Annotated in this window: 17 protein-coding genes and 2 pseudogenes; 11 read left to right on the top strand and 8 right to left on the bottom strand. The window is 68.1% G+C overall.

Translation table 11 applies throughout. The annotated features are described in order from the left end of the window. The first annotated feature begins 138 nt into the window (after positions 1–138). Complete coding sequence (locus AB0761_RS37230; RefSeq protein WP_377273698.1) at positions 139–1,593, top strand: MFS transporter; 1,455 nt, start codon at positions 139–141, stop codon at positions 1,591–1,593. 378 nt (positions 1,594–1,971) lie between these two features. Here the strand turns inward: AB0761_RS37230 and AB0761_RS37235 are convergent, their stop codons facing one another. Beyond that, the gene (locus AB0761_RS37235) at positions 1,972–3,471 is read right to left on the bottom strand and encodes an IPT/TIG domain-containing protein (RefSeq protein WP_377273699.1); all 1,500 of its coding nucleotides are present in this window, start codon (positions 3,469–3,471) and stop codon (positions 1,972–1,974) included. 488 nt (positions 3,472–3,959) lie between these two features. Then, positions 3,960–5,738, bottom strand: coding sequence for a glycoside hydrolase family 11 protein (locus tag AB0761_RS37240; protein WP_377273700.1), 1,779 nt, complete (start codon positions 5,736–5,738; stop codon positions 3,960–3,962). Between the two features lie 600 nt (positions 5,739–6,338). On the opposite strand from AB0761_RS37240, the gene AB0761_RS37245 reads away from it, so the two are divergent. Further along, on the top strand, positions 6,339–6,743 hold the full coding sequence (locus AB0761_RS37245; RefSeq protein ID WP_377273701.1) for a DUF1775 domain-containing protein: 405 nt from the start codon (positions 6,339–6,341) through the stop codon (positions 6,741–6,743). A 1,092-nt stretch (positions 6,744–7,835) separates the two neighbouring features. Further along, positions 7,836–8,024: pseudogene (locus tag AB0761_RS37250) on the top strand (transcriptional regulator); the annotation flags it as partial. A 641-nt stretch (positions 8,025–8,665) separates the two neighbouring features. Here AB0761_RS37250 and AB0761_RS37255 read toward each other — a convergent pair. Beyond that, positions 8,666–8,977: a GNAT family N-acetyltransferase gene (locus AB0761_RS37255; protein ID WP_377273702.1), complete on the bottom strand. Its 312-nt coding sequence runs from the start codon at positions 8,975–8,977 to the stop codon at positions 8,666–8,668. Between the two features lie 357 nt (positions 8,978–9,334). On the opposite strand from AB0761_RS37255, the pseudogene AB0761_RS37260 reads away from it, so the two are divergent. The 3 genes and pseudogenes from AB0761_RS37260 to mdlC form a co-directional block, all read left to right on the top strand. Continuing rightward, a pseudogene (locus AB0761_RS37260) lies at positions 9,335–9,631 on the top strand (winged helix-turn-helix domain-containing protein); the annotation flags it as partial. A gap of 401 nt (positions 9,632–10,032) precedes the next feature. Beyond that, positions 10,033–10,401, top strand: a complete 369-nt coding sequence (locus AB0761_RS37265; protein ID WP_377273703.1) for a hypothetical protein — start codon at positions 10,033–10,035, stop codon at positions 10,399–10,401. A gap of 715 nt (positions 10,402–11,116) precedes the next feature. Then, positions 11,117–12,688 carry a benzoylformate decarboxylase gene (gene mdlC / locus AB0761_RS37270; protein WP_377273704.1) on the top strand — a complete coding sequence of 524 codons (1,572 nt, stop codon included), beginning with the start codon at positions 11,117–11,119 and terminating at the stop codon, positions 12,686–12,688. Between the two features lie 361 nt (positions 12,689–13,049). Here the strand turns inward: mdlC and AB0761_RS37275 are convergent, their stop codons facing one another. The 3 genes from AB0761_RS37275 to AB0761_RS37285 form a co-directional block, all read right to left on the bottom strand. Further along, complete coding sequence (locus tag AB0761_RS37275) at positions 13,050–13,340, bottom strand: transposase domain-containing protein (protein ID WP_377273705.1); 291 nt, start codon at positions 13,338–13,340, stop codon at positions 13,050–13,052. A gap of 177 nt (positions 13,341–13,517) precedes the next feature. Continuing rightward, the gene (locus tag AB0761_RS37280; RefSeq protein ID WP_377273706.1) at positions 13,518–14,360 is read right to left on the bottom strand and encodes an SDR family NAD(P)-dependent oxidoreductase; all 843 of its coding nucleotides are present in this window, start codon (positions 14,358–14,360) and stop codon (positions 13,518–13,520) included. 52 nt (positions 14,361–14,412) lie between these two features. Beyond that, on the bottom strand, positions 14,413–14,769 hold the full coding sequence (locus AB0761_RS37285; RefSeq protein WP_377273707.1) for a nuclear transport factor 2 family protein: 357 nt from the start codon (positions 14,767–14,769) through the stop codon (positions 14,413–14,415). Positions 14,770–14,875: 106 nt separating this feature from the next. Between AB0761_RS37285 and AB0761_RS37290 the strand changes: the two genes are divergently transcribed. After that, a complete protein-coding gene (locus AB0761_RS37290; protein WP_377273708.1) occupies positions 14,876–15,394 on the top strand; it encodes a winged helix-turn-helix transcriptional regulator in 519 nt (172 codons plus the stop codon). A gap of 281 nt (positions 15,395–15,675) precedes the next feature. Further along, positions 15,676–16,521 (top strand): thiamine pyrophosphate-binding protein, encoded by an 846-nt coding sequence (locus AB0761_RS37295; RefSeq protein WP_377273709.1) that lies wholly within the window; start codon positions 15,676–15,678, stop codon positions 16,519–16,521. 3 nt (positions 16,522–16,524) lie between these two features. On the opposite strand, the gene AB0761_RS37300 is transcribed toward AB0761_RS37295, so the two are convergent. Together AB0761_RS37300 and AB0761_RS37305 are read right to left on the bottom strand one after the other, a co-directional pair. Continuing rightward, a complete protein-coding gene (locus tag AB0761_RS37300) occupies positions 16,525–17,427 on the bottom strand; it encodes a NucA/NucB deoxyribonuclease domain-containing protein (RefSeq protein WP_377273710.1) in 903 nt (300 codons plus the stop codon). Positions 17,428–17,646: 219 nt separating this feature from the next. Beyond that, positions 17,647–18,075, bottom strand: coding sequence for a hypothetical protein (locus AB0761_RS37305; protein ID WP_377273711.1), 429 nt, complete (start codon positions 18,073–18,075; stop codon positions 17,647–17,649). A 239-nt stretch (positions 18,076–18,314) separates the two neighbouring features. On the opposite strand from AB0761_RS37305, the gene AB0761_RS37310 reads away from it, so the two are divergent. The 3 genes from AB0761_RS37310 to AB0761_RS37320 all read left to right on the top strand — a co-directional run bounded on the left by AB0761_RS37310 (position 18,315) and on the right by AB0761_RS37320 (position 19,783). Further along, on the top strand, positions 18,315–18,653 hold the full coding sequence (locus AB0761_RS37310) for a Ku protein (RefSeq protein ID WP_377273712.1): 339 nt from the start codon (positions 18,315–18,317) through the stop codon (positions 18,651–18,653). 66 nt (positions 18,654–18,719) lie between these two features. Further along, positions 18,720–19,214, top strand: coding sequence for a winged helix-turn-helix domain-containing protein (locus tag AB0761_RS37315; RefSeq protein WP_377273713.1), 495 nt, complete (start codon positions 18,720–18,722; stop codon positions 19,212–19,214). Next, complete coding sequence (locus tag AB0761_RS37320) at positions 19,169–19,783, top strand: transposase (RefSeq protein WP_377273714.1); 615 nt, start codon at positions 19,169–19,171, stop codon at positions 19,781–19,783. Before AB0761_RS37315 ends, AB0761_RS37320 begins: the two co-directional genes overlap by 46 nt. The last annotated feature ends 5 nt before the right edge of the window (positions 19,784–19,788 follow it).

A 19,788-nucleotide genomic window follows, 5' to 3' on the forward strand; every position in this document is an offset into this window, starting at 1 on the left:
GGGTAGCCATGGTTTGGCTACCCACGTCAGTGCCCACCACCGCAAAGGCAGTCAAAGCAGGGGACTGGGTGGGCCGTCTCACTCGACGCAGGATCGGTTGCACAACGATCTCCGCGAAGAGCGAATCGAGGATTCGGTATGTCGGTAACCGAGAACGCGGATACTTCCGCAGTCCTCCCCGGGTGGGTCGAAGGAACGCCCAGGAGCCTGACACCCAGGCTCCGTCTGGTCCTGCTGGTCCTGCTGGCGGCACAGTTCATGCTGGCCGTGGACTTCTCCATTTTGAACGTGGCACTGCCCACGATCGGAGAGGACCTGGGTTTCTCGCTGGCCAACCTCCAGTGGATCGCAACCGCTTTCGCCCTCTGCGCCGCGGGCTTCACCCTGTTGTTCGGCCGCATCGGGGACCTGTTCGGTCGACGTCGGCTGTTCCTGGGCGGCCTGGCCGTACTGGGCCTGGCCTCCTTGGCCGGAGGGCTTGCCCCCAACCCCGAGGTGCTGATCGTCGCCCGGATCTTCCAGGGCCTGGCCACCGCCGCCGTAACCCCAGCGGGTCTGTCGCTGCTGACCACGTCCTTCCCCGAGGGTCCCATGCGCGACAAGGCTCTCGGGCTGAACGGGGCGCTGATGTCGGCCGGATTCACCACCGGGGCGATCCTCGGCGGCCTCCTCACCGACCTGCTGTCATGGCGCTGGTCCTTCCTGATCAACGTACCGGTGGCGCTGGTGGTGCTGCTGGTCGCTCCCTCGGTGATCCGTGAGTCGCGTCCGACGGAACGCCCCCGCCTGGATGCGCCTGGCGCACTGAGCGTCACCCTGGGGCTGCTCGCCGTTGTGTTCGGGCTGACCCAGGCAGGCGAGCGGGGCTGGACCTCGGCCACCGCACGTGGCGCCATCGCGGCTGGTGTGATTCTGCTGCTCGTCTTCTACGCGGTCGAGCGACGGCACCCTGCCCCGCTGGTGCCCGTGACCGTGCTGCGCAGGCACAGCGTGGTGTGGGGCAATGTCGCGGGGCTGATCGCCTTCCTCACCGAGACTTCTCTGGTCTTCCTGCTCACCCTCTACCTCCAGAAGGTACTGGGTTTCTCACCGCTGGCCGCAGGGCTCTCCTTCGGAGTCCTGGGCGCAGGAACAGTGGTAGGCGGTTCGACCGCCCCCCGGGTCATCGGCCGCATCGGCACGCGCTCCACCCTGATCGTGGGCGGGCTGCTCCAGGCCGTTTCCACTTTCGCCCTTCTGGGCCTGGGCACAACCACGGGCAGCTCGCTGTCCCTGCTGCTGATCACCACTTTCACCGGCGGTATCGGGAACATGCTGGTGATCGTCGGATTCATGGTCACCGCAACCTCTGGGCTGCCCGACCACGAACAGGGACTGGCCACCGGCCTCGCCACCATGACCCAGCAGATCGGCATCACCATGGGAACGCCGATCATGAGCGCCGTGGCCACTGCCCAGATCTCCGAAGCCGCGGCCAGTGCCGTACTGCACGGCATCACCGTGGCCATCACGGTGAACGCTGTGATCGTCCTGATGGGTGTGGCCGCTGTCCTGCTGTTCATCCGCAAGCAGGCTGCGGTGCAGGCAGGTTGAACTCCGGACACGTCTGTCCGGGCCCGGCCAAGGCGGTCTGTCGCCCGCCGTGGCCGGGCTCATGGCCAAGGAAGGCGAGATGAGCCCACAGGATCTGCCGACAGCGGTGCACTGGCGGGCACTCACCGCCAGGCACAACGGCCACCGGGTACCCGTCCACATCCAGTGGCCGGCCGGGGCCAGCCACGGCTGGCTCGTATGGGCCCACGGGGGCAGTTGGCAGGCCGGCTCTGCAGAGGCATGGCAGGGCGTCACCGCCCGGCTCGCACTGGGCGAGCGGCTGGTCGCGGGCGGTGTGGGGCCGTGTGCCCGGCCGGATCGAGGCGCGGGCCCCGGGACGGCTCGGAGGGCCGCCCCGGGGACGAAGGGTTGCGGACACTACCGTCCGGTGTAGGTGAATTCGTCGGCCGGGCTGGTGGGAGAGGTGGCCTTGCCGACCGTCACGGTGATGTTCACCGTCTGGTGGACGTCGAGCAGATCGGGCGCGGTGGCGATGAGCTGGCCGGTGGAGACGAACGTGACCGAACTCGACGCCGCCTCCTTGAAGTGCACGGTGGCGCCCTTGGCGAAGCCCGAGCCGCTGATGGTGACCGGGGTGCCGACCTTCCCGCTGGTCGGGCCGACCGCGCTGACCACCACCGGTGCGGGTCCGCCGTAGGCGAACTGTCCCATTGCGACGGCCGGGGAGGTGCCGAGGGTGTTGGTGACGCGGACATGGACGACGCCGGATCCGTTGGGGACCTTGGCGGTGATGCTCATGCCGGAAGGGTCGACGTTGCGCGTGATGCAGGCGAAGTGGCCGAAGTCGACCATGCTGTCCGCACTGAAACCGGTGCCGTGGATGGTCACCGTGGTGCCCGGTGCGCCGAAGGTGGGGGTCACATAGGTCACCACCGGTCCGGGCGGGACGGGGGGTGCGTCCAGCAGGTCCAGGTAGGTGGAGTTGGCGTGCTGGAAGGCGATCTGGCCGAGGAAGTCCTGGGTGGTCTTGTTCACCAGGTTCTTGGCAAGCTTCGTGTATCCCGTGTTCATCGGGACGAGTGTGCCGGGCTGTACGTAGACGTTGCCCTTGGTCCGCTCGTCGATCGCCCCGATGAGCAGTCTCACTTCATCGGTCGCCTGCGGTCCCGGGCCCGGGTACCAGTCGCGGGTGACGAGGAGATCGGCCCACGCGTGCGGTACCAGGTCGTAGGCGTTGTTCTGGCGTTCGTCGACGACCCACGGCACGGAGTCGAAGTAATCGACGAAGCTCTGCACGCCGGCCGTGGGGGCAGCATAGGTGATCACCGCGAACCGCGACTGTTTCGGCCAGGTCTTTGCCTGCAGGTACGGCGCGAGCATGGTGGCGATGCAACCGCCCAGGCTGTGGCCGGTCACATAGACGGTCGGCTGCGGCGAGGAGGACGCCGACCCGAGCGCAGCGGCGAGCGCCTCAACGAGCGTGAGATTCGGGGAGGGCGAGACGATCGAGCGGGCGCCGACAACCCGCTTGAACGCATCCATCGCCCCCTTGGAGACGGCGACGGGCTTCGGCGACCCGCTCTCGGGGAACGGGACGACCGTGCCGACATCGAGGTCCTCGAGGATGTCGGTGAGATCGGCGTCCGTTCCGCGAGCGGCCACGGCGAACTCGTTCGAGCCGTTGGTGCTCTGTGCGATGTAGGCCATGTTGGCGTTGGCCTCGCTCAGGGCGAGCCACACCAGCTTCCACTCACCCTGCGTCGCAAGGCTGCGGTTGTTCAGTTGCGCGTTGATGCCGGTGATGATTCGTTTGGTCTGAACCTCCAGGGTTTCCCCGGACGGACGCGGGGTGGCCCCGGTGGCTGTAAGTGCAGCCAGGGTCATGGTCACCTGGGCGATTGTCGGATCGGGTGCCATCGTCGTTACTGCTCCTCGGATGTCTTGCCGGTACGGAGGCGGGACGGCCCTCGGCAGCATCAGGGCATGGCAGCGCCGAACAGGCCGTCAGATTGGATCGCATACAATCAGACCTCTCTTTTGGACTGTCCGGCGCTTTTCCGACCTTCGGGTTGGCGAGGTTCACCTTGGTGGCGGCGCGTCATACGTACGTGCGGTTCGCCGAGCCGGGTGCGCAGCGCGGGCGCCGGAGCTGTGGCGTGCGGGGTCAGGCCCGGGGCGGCCGGGGGGCGATGCCGTCGGGGCGGATGAGGCGGCGGCCCAGAGATCGCCGCGGCGGGTGCAGGGGTGGCCTCCCGGGGCGGCAGGTGGCCCCGCTATCCGGCCGCATTCGTGAGGACTCGGTTGCGGCCCAGGGCGAGGAGGCTTCCGACGCGCGGGCTCCCATGGCGCGAAGCGTCACATTCCTCGCGCTTGCCTTTTTCGGTACCTGGGCTGGTCGGACCGCCTCAGCGCTCGTCGACTCTGCGCAGCCCGGGCCAGTCCAGCAGGAGTTGCCGGGTACGCGGAAGCTTGGCGACGACCAGATCGTAGGAGTCCTCGATCAACTCGCGGACCAGGTCGTCGGGCAGTGATCCGCCGAGGAGCACCGTGTTCCCATGGCGCTTCTCGGGATGGTCCAGTTTCACTGAGACGGCCGCAGCCAGGCCGTTGCCGATCCGCTCGGCACTGACATCGGGGTTCGTTGCTGTCAGCAGACGCCGTTCCCGCGCGTAGGCGTCGCCGGCGGATGCCACCCCGTCGCGGAAGCCGCTGCGTGTGTGCCCTCTGCGGAGGCGACCCGACCCCGTGGAGACGGACCGCGGCGCCGGGCCGCCCGCCCGCCCCGTGAGGGGCGAGACGGGCGACCCGGCGCCGGTGGCGGTCCGATCGGAGATCAGATCAGCTCGCGGTGCAGGTAGCGTCGGAGCGGTGTTGCTGCCGCTGTAGTTGGCGTTGAAGCCGAAGGTGGTGCTGCCACCCGCGGTGATGGCGCCGTTGGAGGTCGTGTTGTTCACCGTGACGCCCGTGCCGGACTGGGTGTAGGTGCCGTTCCACAGGCTGGTGATGGTCTGGTTGCCGGGGAAGGTCCAGGCGACCTTCCAGCCCTTGGTGGCGGCGGTCCCGTTGTTCTTGACGGTCACTGTGCCGGTGAACCCGGAGCCCCAGTCCTGGCTGTTGGCGTAGGTCGCCGAGCAGCCGCTGCTGGTGCCACCGCCGCCGGTGCTGCCACCGCTGCTCGCGGCGGTGGTGGCGTTGACGGCGGTGGAGGCGGCGGAGGTGTTGCCGGCCGCGTCGTAGGCCGAGACCGTGTAGCTGTACGCCGTGGAGGCGGACAGGCCGCTGTCGGTGTAGCTGGTGCCCGAGGTCGTGCCGACCTTGGTGCCGTTGCGGTACACGTTGTAGCCGGTGACAGCGGTGTTGTCCGTGGAGGCGGTCCAGGACAGCGACGCGGAGCTGCTGGTGGTGCCGGTGACCCTCAGACCGCTCGGGACCGACGGAGCGGTGGTGTCACTGGTGCTGCCGCCGGTGGTGCCGCCGGTGGAGGAGCCCTGGCTCACCTTGATGTTGGAGTTGCCGCTGCTCCCGTAGCCCTCGGTGGCCAGGATCTCGTAGTTCGGGGTGCCGAGGTTCAGGCCCGCGGTTGCCCAAGCCTTGAAGAAGTTGTCCACGGTGATGGTGCCGCCGGTGCGCTTCGACTGGCGGATCGCCCAGAACTGCTTGAACGTCGCGGTGCCCTGGATGGACGGCTGGTTGACGCGGTCCGTCTGGTACAGGTCGTAGGTGCTGCCGTCGCTGACGACTGAGCCCAGCTTGGTGGCGCCGGAACTCGGGTTGTAGTTGCCGTAGTTGTCGACGATGTAGTACTCGATGAGCGGGTTCGTGGTCCAGCCGTACAGCGACAGGTAGCAGTTGCCGTTGCAGTTCCATGTGCCCGAGTAGGTCACGGGCGCGGTCGTGCCCGGGTTCCAGCCCTTGCCGGCCACGAAGTTGGTGACGTTGGTCCAGGTGGTGCTGTAGCCGTTGCTTCCATCGAGCGTCATGGAGGCCTGGCCGCTGTCCTGGCTCCAGAACGAGTAGAAGTACCCGCCGTCGGTGTTGGTGGTGTTCGAGGTGACGACGGTGGAGGCGTTGGCGGTGCTGGGCACGGCGACGACGGCTGCGAGGGCGAGCACCAGGATGCGTGCCTTGCTGACGGTCCGCCAGAGACGGCCACCACTAGGACGCTTGGAGCGAGTGAAGTTCACGTATCTGCGTTCCTTCTCGGGAAAGCTGACGGGAGGGCAGCTGCATGGCGCGACCCGGCGCAGCGCCGTCGGCCGCGGTGGCGGCCGGCGTGCGGGTGTCGTGCGACGCGGCAGGGGTGGCCAGGCGCCGTACGCCGGAGGCCGGAGAACATCAAGGCCGAACCGCGATGGGCGGCTTGGGCCGGCAGTGGTGTGGCCTGCCGACGGCGATGATGTTGGACCGGAGCTGTCGGGCTGTCAACACTTTCGGCAGTTGTTGCGAAAACATTCTGTCGACGTGGAATCCTATGGGCAAAAGTTTTGCCTGGTAGCAGGCTTCTTCTGGGCGTCCGCCTGCTTAATCTCGCCGATGTGGGATGTGTCGGGTGAAGGGGTGTGGCTTTGGAGGGAGTCGCCATTGCGAAAGTTTCGGACCGTGGTCCGATCATTGTGTGCAGCCGGTGCGGGGAGGAGCACGCCGGCGGTCCCGGACGGCGCGCCGCATAACGGCTCGCTTCACCACGATCCGGATGACGCACCCCGACGGCATCCAGCCGGGCGCGGTCCGGCTGGACAACGCTCCAGCGGGCTCGGAGATGACGCAGCGCGGACGGCTTCATCGTGGGCGGCCCGAAGCTTGGCACGGGCACCAACGCCGAGCACAGCATCACCGTCGCGCAACTGCCCGACGCCGCCGAACTGGTCTTCACGACGTTGGAGACCCACAGCCATGGCACGGTCTCCCGCTGGATCCAGCTCCCGGACGGGCAGAGCGAACCGGAATGCCCCGCGCCGGTGCTGAAACTCAAGGCCACTACCGCAGGCGGCGCGCCCGCCCCCCGTACCTCTCCCGGCGGCGCCGCCTGGGCCTCACCCCCTTCTGCCGCCGCATCGTCTGCTGCTCCTCAGGCAGTAGCAGGCAGGCAGAACAGCGGCGGCTCGTCGGGAGTCGCGGTGCTCATCAACCTGCGAGCCGCCCTGGCTGTTGCTGTCGCCGGCTGGCTGATCCGACGCCGCCACGGCTGAGCCCATCACCTGCGACAAGCCGGTGGGGGACCCGTCCTGCACGGACCGGCCCCCACCTCGCACGGTCAGCGGCTGAAAATGGCGGCCACCGCGCGCCGCATCACCGAGATGGTGCGGCGCCGGTCCGTGCTCCTCGGTGCGAGCGGGGGTTGGACGACAGCCGAGCCCTGCACTGCCTTCGCCGTCGGGCACGGGAGAGGCTCAGGTCGAGAGCGGGCGGCTTCGGCGCGCACCAACGCGGCCATAGCTGAGTAGAGGTCCAGGGGCATGGCGATATCTCCTGCGAAGCTGATCCAGGGCGTGTGAGGGACGCACTGTCACCCAGGCCACAGCGCCAGAACAGCGCGGGGCGCAAGGGCAGCACGGGGACGCTCAGCAGCGCAGGACCACAGTCCTCACCGGAAAACCGCCGGGTTCCTTCGTGCAAGCCGCGCCCGCGAGGACAGCCGACCCACCGTCGGGTCCGGTTGTCGTCCCAATTGTGGCTACGGCGGCAGTGTCGTCCGTCACCGCACCAACGGGGCGCAGATGACGGGCCGCGCGCGGACTCTCACACGCGCTGCCTCCGGCGCCATGACCACAGGTGCCCTCCCCGGGCTGGGCCACCACGGCCGCGCCGCAGCCGCGAGCAGGCGCTGACGTCGGCGTCAGCGCCTGCTCGACACGGTTGGTGCAGTGGGCGGTGTCAGGAAGGGGCATATGCCGGGACCCGGGTGTCAGCACGGCGTGCAGCAGCGCCAGCATCGCGACTGCCACGCACGCGCGCAGCGTGAGGCCCGCGATGCCGCCACGGACACGGCCGTTGCTGATCACATGACACTCCCGAAGATCAGGTTCCACTTAACCCTTCGAAGGTGGCATCAGCCCAGCCCGTTCACCCGCAAGGGTGAGGAATTCGTCCCTTTCGGTGAAGCGCAAGCCGCCAGCGCCACAAATGCTCACAAGAACTCGCGCATCGGCCCGCCGCCCCACCCCTTGCTCCTGGCCAGCCAGAAGACGGGTCCTGGCCAACGGGGACGGCCCGGTCGTCATGGCCCGCGCTGACATGGATGCCCTTCCTGTACGCGAAGAAACCGGACTGCCCTACGCCTCCAGATGCGTCCGGTGTACGCTCCCGGGCACCGCACCAAGACGCTCGACCATCCGGAGGCTGGTGCGCTGCGGTTGAACTGCGACGTCCTGCTCGTGCCCGAGGACGACCAGGAGGTCGTCCTGATGACGGCCGACCCCGGCTCGCCAGCCGTACGGGCCCTGCGAGGGCAGGCAGGGCAAGCAGCCTGACGCAGCGTGAATCCGGGCTGGGGCTGCTGGGACCGTGCGCGGCTGAGCAACAGTCCTGCAAGGAGGCCTTCCGCGGCGTTGACGAGGTCTTCTGCAACACCGGCTTCTTCGCCACCGCCAGCCCCCCGCCAGGAGTACGCGCAGGGGCTGCGGGTCGTGCGCGCGGCAGCTGGCCACCACCGGCTGGGACGGCACCACCGGCGGATGACCACGCCGGCGCAATCGCACCGCTCCTGGCGGCGACGCAGTCTCCCGTGAGGCACATCTGGCACAACTACCTCGCCCGGTACCTTACGAAGGCCTCGGCAACGGCAACTGCCCAACAACGCACCGATCTGACGATATGTCACCAAAGTGCAATCCCGTCGGCGTCTTTGAGTCGATTCCCACACCGCTCGGATCGAAAGGCGCATGCGCGAGGGCAGCACCGCCGTCACAACTGCGCATGCGGACGACCGGCCACGGAACCGAGAGGTCGGGTCCACGGTTCATGCCCGCCTGGACTGTGACGTCCTCACCGTCGACGGCGCCGGCCTGTGGATCGCCGCCGTCACCGCTCCGAGGGGGGCCCACGGCAGATGCCATGTTATTGCCGTCCTCCTCGGCATCACCGTCCGGGCGGAGGCGCCCGCACGTGGCAGCTATCGCGTGACGCGTACCTGGAGGATAAGGTCGCGGGGCTCGGCGAAGCCGATGCTGCGATAGAGCGCCTCGCCGTCGGAGGTGGAGGCCAGGCGTACGGTCGTGGCGGCCGTCTCGTCGGTGAACCAGGTCAGCAGTGCGCTCATGCAGGCGCGGGCGAGTCCGCGGTTGCGGAAGTCCGGTGACGTGAAGACGTTGGCGATCTCTCCGCGTTGCCCGCTGCGGTTGCGCGGGCTCGGGGCGTGGTCGTCGATGGTGCCAACGGCACAGCCGACCACGCCGGAGGACAGCTCGGCTGGCCGGTTGCCCATCGTCAGGATGGCGACGCCAACGCGCAGGTGTCCCACGAACGCTCCGTTCCTCTGGGCCGGTTGCCGCGATGGTAACCGCCCGGTGAACCCGCTACTGACCAACGGAGGTCACGCGATGCCGACCCCTCGCCTCGGCGACTACATCACCGGGCCCGCTGACGGCCTGCTGGACGGCACCCCCTACGAGGGCCTGGAGAAGGCTGACCTGGCGCACTTCCTCGCCTGCTGGGATGACCGGCACCGCCAGGCCCTGGTCGGCCTCACCGATCGCATCCACCGCAGTGCCAGGATCCATCCCACCGCGATCATCGGCGGTGACGTCATCATCGGGCCTGGGTCCGGGTGTGGGAGTTCTCCCTGGGTCAGGAGGCGGACAAGGGCCCGGTGGCGCACGGCTGGCCGGACCAGACCTGGACGCTGTCCCGGATCAAGACGCTCATCGGACGCCGGTTCCACAAGAGCTTCACCCTGTCGGGCATCGCGCAGATGCTTTGCCGGCGCGGTTGGAGCCGGCAGGTCCCCGACCGCCGCGCGCTGGAACGCGACGATGCCGCGGTGGCGGGCTGGGTGAAGGAGACCTGACCGTCCACGGAAGCACCGCGGCGACGCTCGACGCCTACCTCGTCTTCAAGGACGAGGCCGGATTCTCGATGACGCCGCCGACCGCCGGCACATGGTCCCGCCGCGGGACCACACCGATCGTCACGGTGCGCGGACGCTCCCCAGTGCCGCATCTCCATCGCAGCCCTGGCCTGCGACAAACCCGGCACCGCATCACTACGTCTGTAGTTGACGGTAGTCCCACCCGTGCCGCGTGCCTGGCGTGCCCGGACGCCGCAGCCCCCGGTGCCACACCGGGGGCTGCGCGCATATCGCCCGAGGTGGTGGACCGGTGGTGCGGAGCCCCCGAGGTTGACGAGACCCTGGGGCACATCGCGATCACAGCACCGTCACAACCACCACGGCGCCGTCGCTGAGGCGGGATGCTGCTCGGATGCGCACACCCGCCGCCATCGCCGCACTCGCCGCCGCACTCGCGCTCACCGCCTGCAGCAGTGCCGCCAAGCCTGCCCGCCCCGACCAGCCCCACGGCAGCAGCCCTGGCCGCCAACGACGACGCCGGCAAAGGAGCCCTTGAGGACGCTGTACGCGCCTACTCCGACGCGTACTTCAAGCCCGACGCCGCGGCGGCGTACAGGATGCTGTCCACGCGGTGCTCGGCCAAGATTGATCAGCAGGTCTACAAGGCGCAGCTCGACGCCGCAGTGAAGACCTACGGCCACCAGGACATCAAGTCGGTGACCGTCAACCAGCGCTCCGACGATCTCGCCCGCGTCTCCTACAACTACAGCGTGCCCGCGCTCGACCAGGCCGGGCAGCCGTGGGTACGCGAGAACGGCATCTGGCGATACGACGCCTGCTGACACCCTGCGATCTCGGCCCCGCCATAGCCCACGCGCGGCAATCAAGGCGAGCAGCCCCGGAGTGCACCGCATCATCGCAGTAGAACAGGTCTGTCCCGACACACGTCTCGGGGTGATGAACCGGTCCACCCTCGGGACGTGTGACTCCCGTCCTCCCCGGACGCTGGCTGCCGCAAGCTGCAAGCGAGCAGACACGCGCGGGTACCTGTGGTCGCTTCGCCACAGCCACCGCGTTCTGGATCACGGACGGTCCTGTCGTCAGACCCTGACTCTGTACCCGCAGCCAGCCGGCACTGGCGCGCAACTGCGCATCGTCTTCGACTCAGGCCCGGGCAGATACGTCCCGGGGGCGTGCCCTTCGGTTCCGGCGACGCCGGTTACGTCCGGGGCAACTCTTTGAACCTGCACGAGCCCGGGGCCGTCCGTACCCTTCTCGACGCGGCTTTGGCCGGTGGCTGGAAGCCCGATGAGGGGGGTGGTTGAGCTCGATGGGTGGCCTCTTCTGGAGTCGTTGACCGGGCAATCGTGAACGATCTCCCTCAGGGACGCGGTAGACGGCCGGGCCGGTGACGTGAGGCACGCGTGGGCCTGCTGGGGCACCGGGACGGCGGACACGCCCCCCACAAAGAGGCAATGTCTGGATCGTTCCTCAATAGTGCAGATTGTCAGGGCAGGGTCGTAGCGATATAACCACTATGTGTGAGGATCGATTGCCGTGGTCACTGTCAGTGATGCCTTCTATCGGGTGCTTCGCCGTCACGGGGTGACGGCTGTCTTCGGGAACCCGGGCTCCAACGAGCTGTCGTTCCTGACGGGGCTCCCGGACGACATTCCGTACTACCTCGTTCTCCAGGAGGGCGCCGCGATCGCGATCGCGGACGGGTACGCGCAGGCCTCCGGCACGATCGGCTTCCTGAACCTGCATGCGGCCTCGGGCACCGGCAACTCGATGGGTTGTATGACCAACACCGCGGATTGCCACACCCCGATGGTCATCATGGCCGGGCAGCAGGCGCGCCGGTATGTGCCGGTCGGGGCGATGCTCACCAACGTGGACCCGGTCAAGCTCGGCGACCCGTTGGTGAAGTGGTCGGGCGAGCCGCTGCGGCCGCAGGACGGCCCGGCGCTGGTGTCCAAGGGGCTGATGCTCGCTGACTCAGCACCCCGTGGCGTGGTCTACCTGTCCGTTCCCCTGGACGACTGGACGCAGCCGGCCGAGGACGGCGCTCTCGAGCTGCTCGCCGAGCGGGAGGTCATCGGCGACCCGGTCCTGTCACAGAAAGCGCTGGACACCCTGGTCGAGGCGCTGAACGGCGCATCGGCGCCGGCTCTCGTGCTGGGCCCCGGCGCCGACACAGAGGAAGGGTACGCTGCGGCGGTCGCGCTGGCCGAGCGCGCCCGGCTGCCCGTCTGGATCGCTCCCAGCCCGCCGCGCTCGCCGTTCCCGACCCGGCACCGCTGCTATCAGGGGCAACTTCCCTCAGCTGCGGGCGCGGTCGCGGAGATCCTGGGGCAGTACGACACGGTGGTCTGCTTCGGAGCGCCCGTCTTCCGCTACCACGCACCGAGCGACGACGCTTTCATGCGGCCCGGGGTGAGCGTGCACGCGGTCACCGACGACCCCGACGAGGCGGCCCGTGCCCCGTTCGGGCGCATCGCGATCGGTGACCCGTCGGATGCGCTCGTGCGGGTGGCCGCGGCGGTTGCCGAGAGCGACCGCGCGTGGCCGCCGGCCCGCGCGCTGCCGGAAGCCGACACCAGCGGACCGCACTTCACGGCTGAGGCCATCCTCGACGCGATCAACCGCGGGAAAACGGACGACACCGTCATCGCCCTGGAATGGACCTCCTCTGACGAACTGCGCGATCGCCTCACCATCACCCGGGCCAAGTCGCTGTTCTACTGCGCCGCCGGAGGCTTGGGGTGGGGCCTGCCTGCGGCCATCGGGCTGAAGCTGGGGTGCCCGGAGCGTCCCGTGGTCGCGCTGATCGGCGACGGCGCCATGCAGTACACCCCTGCCGCGCTGTGGACAGCAGCCCGCCACCAGGTGGCCGTCACGTACGTTGTCTGCACCAACACCAAGTACCGGGCGCTGGAGGAGTTCTCCGAACTGCTGCACGTCCCCAAGGGCGAGTACCTCGACATCTCCGGGCTCAACGTGCTGGACATCGCCCGGGGCTACGGTGTGGAGACGCACCGAGCCGAATCCCTGGACGACCTGACCGACTACATCCGGCAGGGAGCGAACGCGAAGGGCCCCCGCATGGTGGAGATCCTCCAGCGATAGCCGTGCCCCGAAGCAGGCACCTGCTGCGGGCCTGCTCCCAGGCGTAGAAGCTGTAGAAGCCGCGGTCGGCGGTCAGCAACATGTCCGGTGACAAGTGCTCGTACAGCGAGTAGGCCAGGGTCTGCTCGCCAGCCCAGCAGCCGGCCACGCCGGCGGCGACAGGAGAGTGGGTGGCGCACTCGCCGATCGCGACGATGCGAGCCTGCGGGTGGACGGTCGCGTCGCCGCCGTGGTCACGGCCGAACTCGGCGACATTCGCCTCGGTGTCGGGCAGGTCCAGGACGAACCCGTCGATGGCCATGAGCCGCCACCGTCCCAGCCAGGCGCCCGGGGTGGCGGCAGTCGCCGCGGGCCGGGCCAGCTACGTGAAGACCTCGCGCAGCACCTCCGGGCCGAGCCGCTTCCTCGCCTGCGTGATCGCGCCGCGTGAGGGCGACTGCCACGACGAGCCCGGCACCATGACGAGCAGCCCGGTCAGCTGCTCCGCGACTTCCTCGTAGTCGTCGTCGGGGAACAGGCACAGCGCCACCAGCAGGTGGACGACCAGGTGTGCTGGGAGCTTGCGAACCCGCTCTTCCCGGCAGCCGTCCGCCTTGATCGCCTCGTCCAGCACGTCCCTCGGGATCAGCGAGGTGAGCGCCCCCAGAGACACCAGATCCGTCAGGCGGCCGACGCCGCTCTCCGCCCCTGCGACATCTACGGAGGGTACCAACTCCCAACTCAGCCTTATCTCAACGGCATTGGGCTCCGGAGCCCCGCCGTCGGGACAGTGGCCCTCCCGGCAGCGGGGCTCACGCGCCATGATCGACTGCGGCGGCTTTCGACCCTCTCAGGAGCCCTGGGGAAAGTCTGCGCTGCGCGAGGCCGCTTCGAGGGCCTGCAGTTCTGCTGTCATGTCTGCAAGCTGCCCCTTGACGGCCTCGTAGCCGTCGGCGCCCAAGACGATACGGTGGGGCGGGGTGGCGCTGTTCATCGCGTCCAGGACGGCGCGGACTCCGCGGTGAGGGTCCCCGGGCTGCTGATCATTCTGTTCGATCATGGTGGAGCGGACGGACTGGATCAGGGGCCGGTAGGCGTCGACCGTCTCGTTCACGGCGTCGTCGGCGAACGAGGCGTAGGCGTGCGTTCGGAAGGCACCCGGCTCCACGGCCAGGACCTTGATGCCGAACGGGGCAACTTCGTGGCGCAGCGCGTCGGTGAGCCCTTCGATGGCGTACTTGGCGGCGCTGTAGTAGCCGAAGCCCGGCACGCTGCGCAGGCCGGCGACGGAGGACATGTTGATGACCCATCCGTTGCCACGCTCTCGCATGCCCGGCAGGGCCGCGCGGAGCATCTGCGTGACGGAGAAGAAGTTCAGCTCGAAAGAAGTCCTGACGTCGCTGTCGGGCGTGCCCTCGACGGAGCCGTACCAACCCCGGCCGGCGTTGTTGACCAGGACGTCGATACCGCCGAAATGCTCTTCGGCGGCCGCGACGGCCTCCTGGACCTGCTGAGCGTCGGTGACGTCCAGGGGGTGGACAAGCACCCTGTCGCCGTGGCGGGCGGCCCACTCATCGAGCAGGTGAGGTCGGCGGCCGGTGAGGACGACGTTGTCTCCCTGTTCCAGGGCGGCGTCGGCATAGGCCATGCCGAATCCGCCGGGGGTGCCGCCGGTGATGAACCAGGTCCTCATGTTGGTGGCGCTCCAGTCAGAGTTGGGTGAGCAAGGGGTGGCGGGGGCTTGGTCAGGGGGCGATGCTCAGTTCGCGGATCAGTCCATGGGCCAGGGTGAAGCGGTAGCGCAGGTCGACCGTTCCGCCGGGGAAGTTCCCTTCGAGACGCTGGTGGATGGTGTATCGGTCGGCTGCGTCACGCTCGGTGCCGGTGAGCGTGGTCGTGTACGTGTACTCGCTGTCGGTCTGCCCGAGCCATCCAGTGATGGCCTCGGCTCCCTTGTAGGTGTGCCCGTCGTCCGTCACGGTCGCGTGCGGCGCGAAGGCCGCCGCGGCAGCGGAGGGGTCTTTGGCGGCGCGGCCCGACAGGTAGCGGGTAACCGCCTCGGGCAGGTCGGCCGGATCGATCGACGTCGGGTTCTGAGTCATGAGCTCTTCCTACGGGTGGGCAGGGTCGGCATCACGGGATGCGGCCCGCTTACTGCTAGAATAGAAGTTAGTGACTTCTACTTTAGCAGTAGCTTCGGGAGGTGCCATGTCGAGTCGCATGCGACTGGAGGACCGGGAGTGTCCGCTGTCGACGACGGTGCAGCACGTCGGCGAGTGGTGGACTCTGTTGATCTTGCATGATGCCTTCGACGGCTATAGGCGCTTTGACCAGTTTCAGCAGAATCTAAATATTTCCACCAGTATGCTCACCGCACGGCTGAAGACGCTGGTCGCCGATGACTTGCTGGAACGACGGCTGTACCAGGACAAGCCGGCCCGCTATGAGTACGTGCTCACCGAGCGGGGCCGGTCCCTCCGTCCGGTGATCGTGGCTCTTGCCGCTTGGGGAAACCGGCACCTGACACCGCAGGAGCGATCCATGATCTTGGTGGACGCGGCCAACGGCGAGGAGGTCGAGCCGGTCCTGGTCGACGCCCGTACAGGAAGACGCCTCGACGATAGTGAGGCGTTCGTCTTCACCGCCGGTCCTGCCGCAAGCGCTCCCATGCGCTCGCGGTACACGGAGCTGCGCAGCCAGCTGCAGGGCAGGACTGACGCGACATAGGCGTGCCCAGCCGCCGCCACACGCAGCGCCCCGACGTCATTGCAGCAAGGCCGAGGAAGGCCGGACGGGAGGGTGCAGCCCGGCCTCGGGGGTCGTGTCCGCTGTAGGGGTGAGCGCGGGCGGACGGGGGGTTGGTCTGCGCTGGGCGCGGCGGACGGATCAGGGGCGCGTTTCGCTTCGGCGTGATCACGGTTTCGAGGGACTGGTTGCCATGGCTGCTGGCAGGACGATGACCATCGGTGACTTCCTGATCCGTCGCCTCCGGGAGGCGGGAGTCTCCCATGTATTCGGGGTCCCCGGGAGACTTCAATTTGGAGTTCATGCAGCAGATCGAGGACGGCGGTGTCGTCGAGTGGGTGGGGACGTGCACTGAGCTGAACGGGGCCCACGCGGCGGACGGTTACGCGCGGCTGAGCGGCCTGGGCGGGGTGGTAGTGACGCACGGGGTCGGAGCGTTGAGCGCTATCAAGGGGGTCGCGGGTGCCCACAGCGAGCATGTGCCGGTGGTGCGCGTTGCCGGGGCGCTTCCGGCAGTGGCGCTGGAGCGGAACCTGCTGCACCACACGTTCGCAGATGGCGGGCGAGGGGAGTTCCTGCGGGCGTACGCCCAGGTCACTGCCGCGACAGCGAGCATCAGCCCGCAGAACGCCGCGATGGAGATCGACCGGCTGATCACGACAGCGTGGCGAATGAAGCGCCCGGTCTATTTGGAGCTGCCGTCCGACGTGGCGTATCTGGAAGTGGAGGTGTGCTGGCTGTTCCAGTGGATGCCGCCCGGCTACCGACACCACGGCGTCCTACGGCTGGAGCCCGCGATCCTCGCCTACATGGCGCAGAGAGAAGTCGAGACGTCCCTGCATGCCGCCCGCCGCAGGTTCTCTGCCGCGCGTGCGGATTTCCGGGAGGCGGGCCTGGAGCCCGACGCGATCGAGAAAGCCCTCGGCGTCTACTCCGAGGATGGCGCCCGACTCGCGCAGCTGGAGCGGCAGGTCAACCTGCTCGCTGACGCGCTGATCCGTGGGGTGCGGTGGCGGCCGCCGTCAAGGCAGCCCAGGATGACAGCACCCGGCGCCGCGGCGGCATGGGATAGGGCGTCTCTTGTGAGGGCCCCCGGGGAGAGCTTCTGAGGATCAGACCTTCACCCAGAAGGGGTCTGTGTCCAAGATCCGGTTCGCTGTGTAGAAGTTATTGATCCGCCAGCTCTGCCCCTGATTCTCGTCTCCGGGCACCCATGCCCACATGTTCTCGCCGTTCCGCACGGGAACGCCGCCCTCGTAGGTGCTGGCAAAGGGGTATTCGTCGCAGGTATCGCCAGGATTCTGTGGATCACCGGTGTTAGAGCGGCCGCACACCGCCCTCCGGTTCTTGTCGATCGCCGAGTCGTTCCGCAAGCGAGTCAAAGGGGTGCCGCCGACTTTCCCCAAGCCGGTGGCGGCTTGGATGCGGAGAATGTTTTTGGCGATCGTCGGCAGTTCTGTCATCGAGGTCATGGTGGGGGTGTACTGCTTGATGATGCACCCGGCATTCTGGTTTCCCATGGTGTCGTCACAGCGCACGATGCTGCCGGCATATAGGTCTCCCGGCCCGGTTCGGAGCACAGGATGCTTCGCCGTCTCCAGAAATTCAGCCTTGATCTCGTCCTTCTTGTCCTCGGCGACAGCGTCGTTGAAGGTGAACGTGCCCCCCCATTCCTGGCCCGGCAGCCACAGCGGGCCGGAGGCGGTGCCCGTGACGGTGCAGCTGCCGCCACACTTGGCCGTGACGGTCAAGGCCAGCCCGGGAATCAGCGTGCCACGAGCACCCAGGACCTTGACATGCACAACGCCGGTGAACCGTCGGCTGTTGACCACGGTGTGCCACCCGATGGTGATCCGGTACTGAACCCAGGCCACGGGCACCGGAAGGCCGGCCATGTAGAGCTGCCAGGGACGCGTTGTGTAGGTGTCGCAGGAAGTGAACCGCGTGGCCTTCGGGCAGTCGGAGGTCTCTCTGACACCGGACGGGACCCGTTTCAGCCGCGAGGCGCCCTGCATCGTCGCTGCGGTGGGCGTGGAGTTGGCCGCCGGTGGGGGACTGTGGGTTGTCGGGGCTGGTGACGTGGCGGCCCAGGAGGCAGTGCTGGGTAGCAGCAAGGCCGGCACTATGGCCGCCAGCACTGCCAGGCGATGGGTGTGTTGTGAGCGCATGACAACCTCATTCGTCGGAGAGAACACGACGGTGCTGCACCGGGAAACCGTGTCGAGAGGTAGCAGCTAAGGGCCGCCGAAGCTTGTGACCGGCGCGCCGAGGGCCCGGCGCAGTTGCTTCGCGATTGCCCGGTTCTGCTGGGCATCCTCGATCTGTCCAGGACTTCCCACGCTGTCCGCAACCTTTGCCCAGTGCTCCAATACAGCCAGAACCAGGGACCATTGCGATTCGCTCAGCGAGATAGTGACCCGCTGGTCAGGCCGGGAGCCGCTTGGCCAGTCGGGTAGCGCCTCCCAGCCGACCCGCTGGATCGCCTGGGCCATCTCCACAACGTGCCTGGGGTCGCCCTTCTCAGCTTCCACACTGACCTCGTTGTTTATCTCGGAGTCGATAGCCAGCCAGTGTTCCACGAGTATCTCTGTCGAATGGAGGCTGGATTCAACAGGGTCTGTGGCGGGCGACGCGGGCGCCTTGTTCTCCGAGCTGCCTTCCATCAGCGGCTCCCGAGTTGAGGCGGGCTGGACTTTTGTATTTCCATGCTCGACCGGGGGCGTGACCTTGATGTGACGCCGGCGTGACTGCTGCAGGCGCGGAATGTCTTCCCGAGGTGCTGCTGCAGCATGTCCGCCGGCTCAGACCCCCAGGTGGCAGCCGCCGCCGGGGCGGGATGGGATAGAGGCGGCGGCCGGCACGTGGAGACACCAGGTCGCCCTCGCCTGTGGGAGGTGCACCGGTGCCGCAGACCATCGCCAAGGTCCACATCTCGTTCGGCCTCGGGTCCATCCCCGTGACCGTGTGCGCGGCCACGGAGCCGCACACCGTCCCCCTGCACCAGGTCCACGAGAAGGACGGCGGCCGCATCCGGCAGAAGCGGTACTGCGAGATCGAGAACGTCGAGGTGCCCTACAGCGAGGTCGTGCGCGGCTACGAGGCCCCCGACGGCCGGAGCGTGGTGCTCACCAAGGACGACCTCGCCGACCTGCCCCTGCCCACCGCCAAGAGCATCGAAGTGCTGGCGTTCGTCGCCGGCACCGACATCGACCCGCTGGCCTACGACAAGCCGTACTACTGAACTTGATCGGGTGATGTCGGGCAGTTTGCCTGACAGCGTGCGGTCGGGGTCGGTAGTCCTGGAACAGTGAGATATCCGCAGGGTGGTGGCTTGACGGACGCCGAGAGAGTGGTGCGAGAGCGGGTCCGGCTCCAGGCCGTGGCTGGCTTCGAGGCCGGCGAGAAGAATCGGGAGATCGCTGCCACGTTGCGGGTCTCGGAGCGGTCGGTGGAACGCTGGCGGCGGCTGTGGCGCGAGGAGGGCCTGGCCGGGGTGGCGTCGAAGGGTTCGCCTGGTCGGCCTCGACTGTCGGACATGCAGATAGCCAGGCTGGAGCGGGAGTTGGAGCGCGGACCGCTGGCCCATGGGTGGTCCGATCAGCGGTGGACGCTGGCCCGGGTGAAGACGATGATCGGCCGCCTGTTCCATGTCTCGTACACCGTGGAGGGCACGTGGCGGCTGCTGCGGCGGCACGGCTGGTCCTGGCAGCAGCCCGCCCGGCGCGCGATCGAGCGCGACGACGACGCGGTGGAGCTGTGGAGGCGGGAGGTCTGGCCGCGGGTAAGAGCACCGCGGCGGTGAACAACGCCTGGGTGGTCTTCGAGGACGAGGCCGGCCAGTCGATGACGCCGCCGCGTGCCAGGACCTGGGGCCGCCAGGGCGTCACCCCGGTCGTCCGTGTGCGCGGACGGGGCTCGGGCCGTGTTTCCATGGCGGGGATGACCTGCTACAAGCCCGGCGAGCGGTCCCGGCTGATCTACGCGATCCGCGAGTACCGCGGCCGCAAGGACGAACCGAAGGGCTTCGGTTGGAAGGACTGCCGCGACCTGATCATCCGCGCCCACATCCAGCTCGGTGGCCCGATCATCCTGGTCTGGGACAACCTGCGCATGCACCTGGTCGCACCGCTGCGGGAGTTCTTCGAGGCCAACACCGCCTGGCTGACCGTGTTCCAGCTACCGACCTACGCACCGGACCTCAACCCGCAGGAGGGCGTCTGGTCGCTGGTCAAACGCGGCATCGGCAACCTTGCCGCAGCCGACCTCAGCCAGATCACCCGCGCGGTGAAGCGCAAGCTCAAGATGCTGCAGTACCGGCCGGAAGTCATCGACGGCTGCTTGGCCGGCACCGGATTGACCCTCGGCACGTGATCGGT

It is taken from the genome of Peterkaempfera podocarpi (assembly GCF_042466665.1).
GTDB classification, from domain to species: Bacteria; Actinomycetota; Actinomycetes; order Streptomycetales; family Streptomycetaceae; genus Peterkaempfera; species Peterkaempfera podocarpi.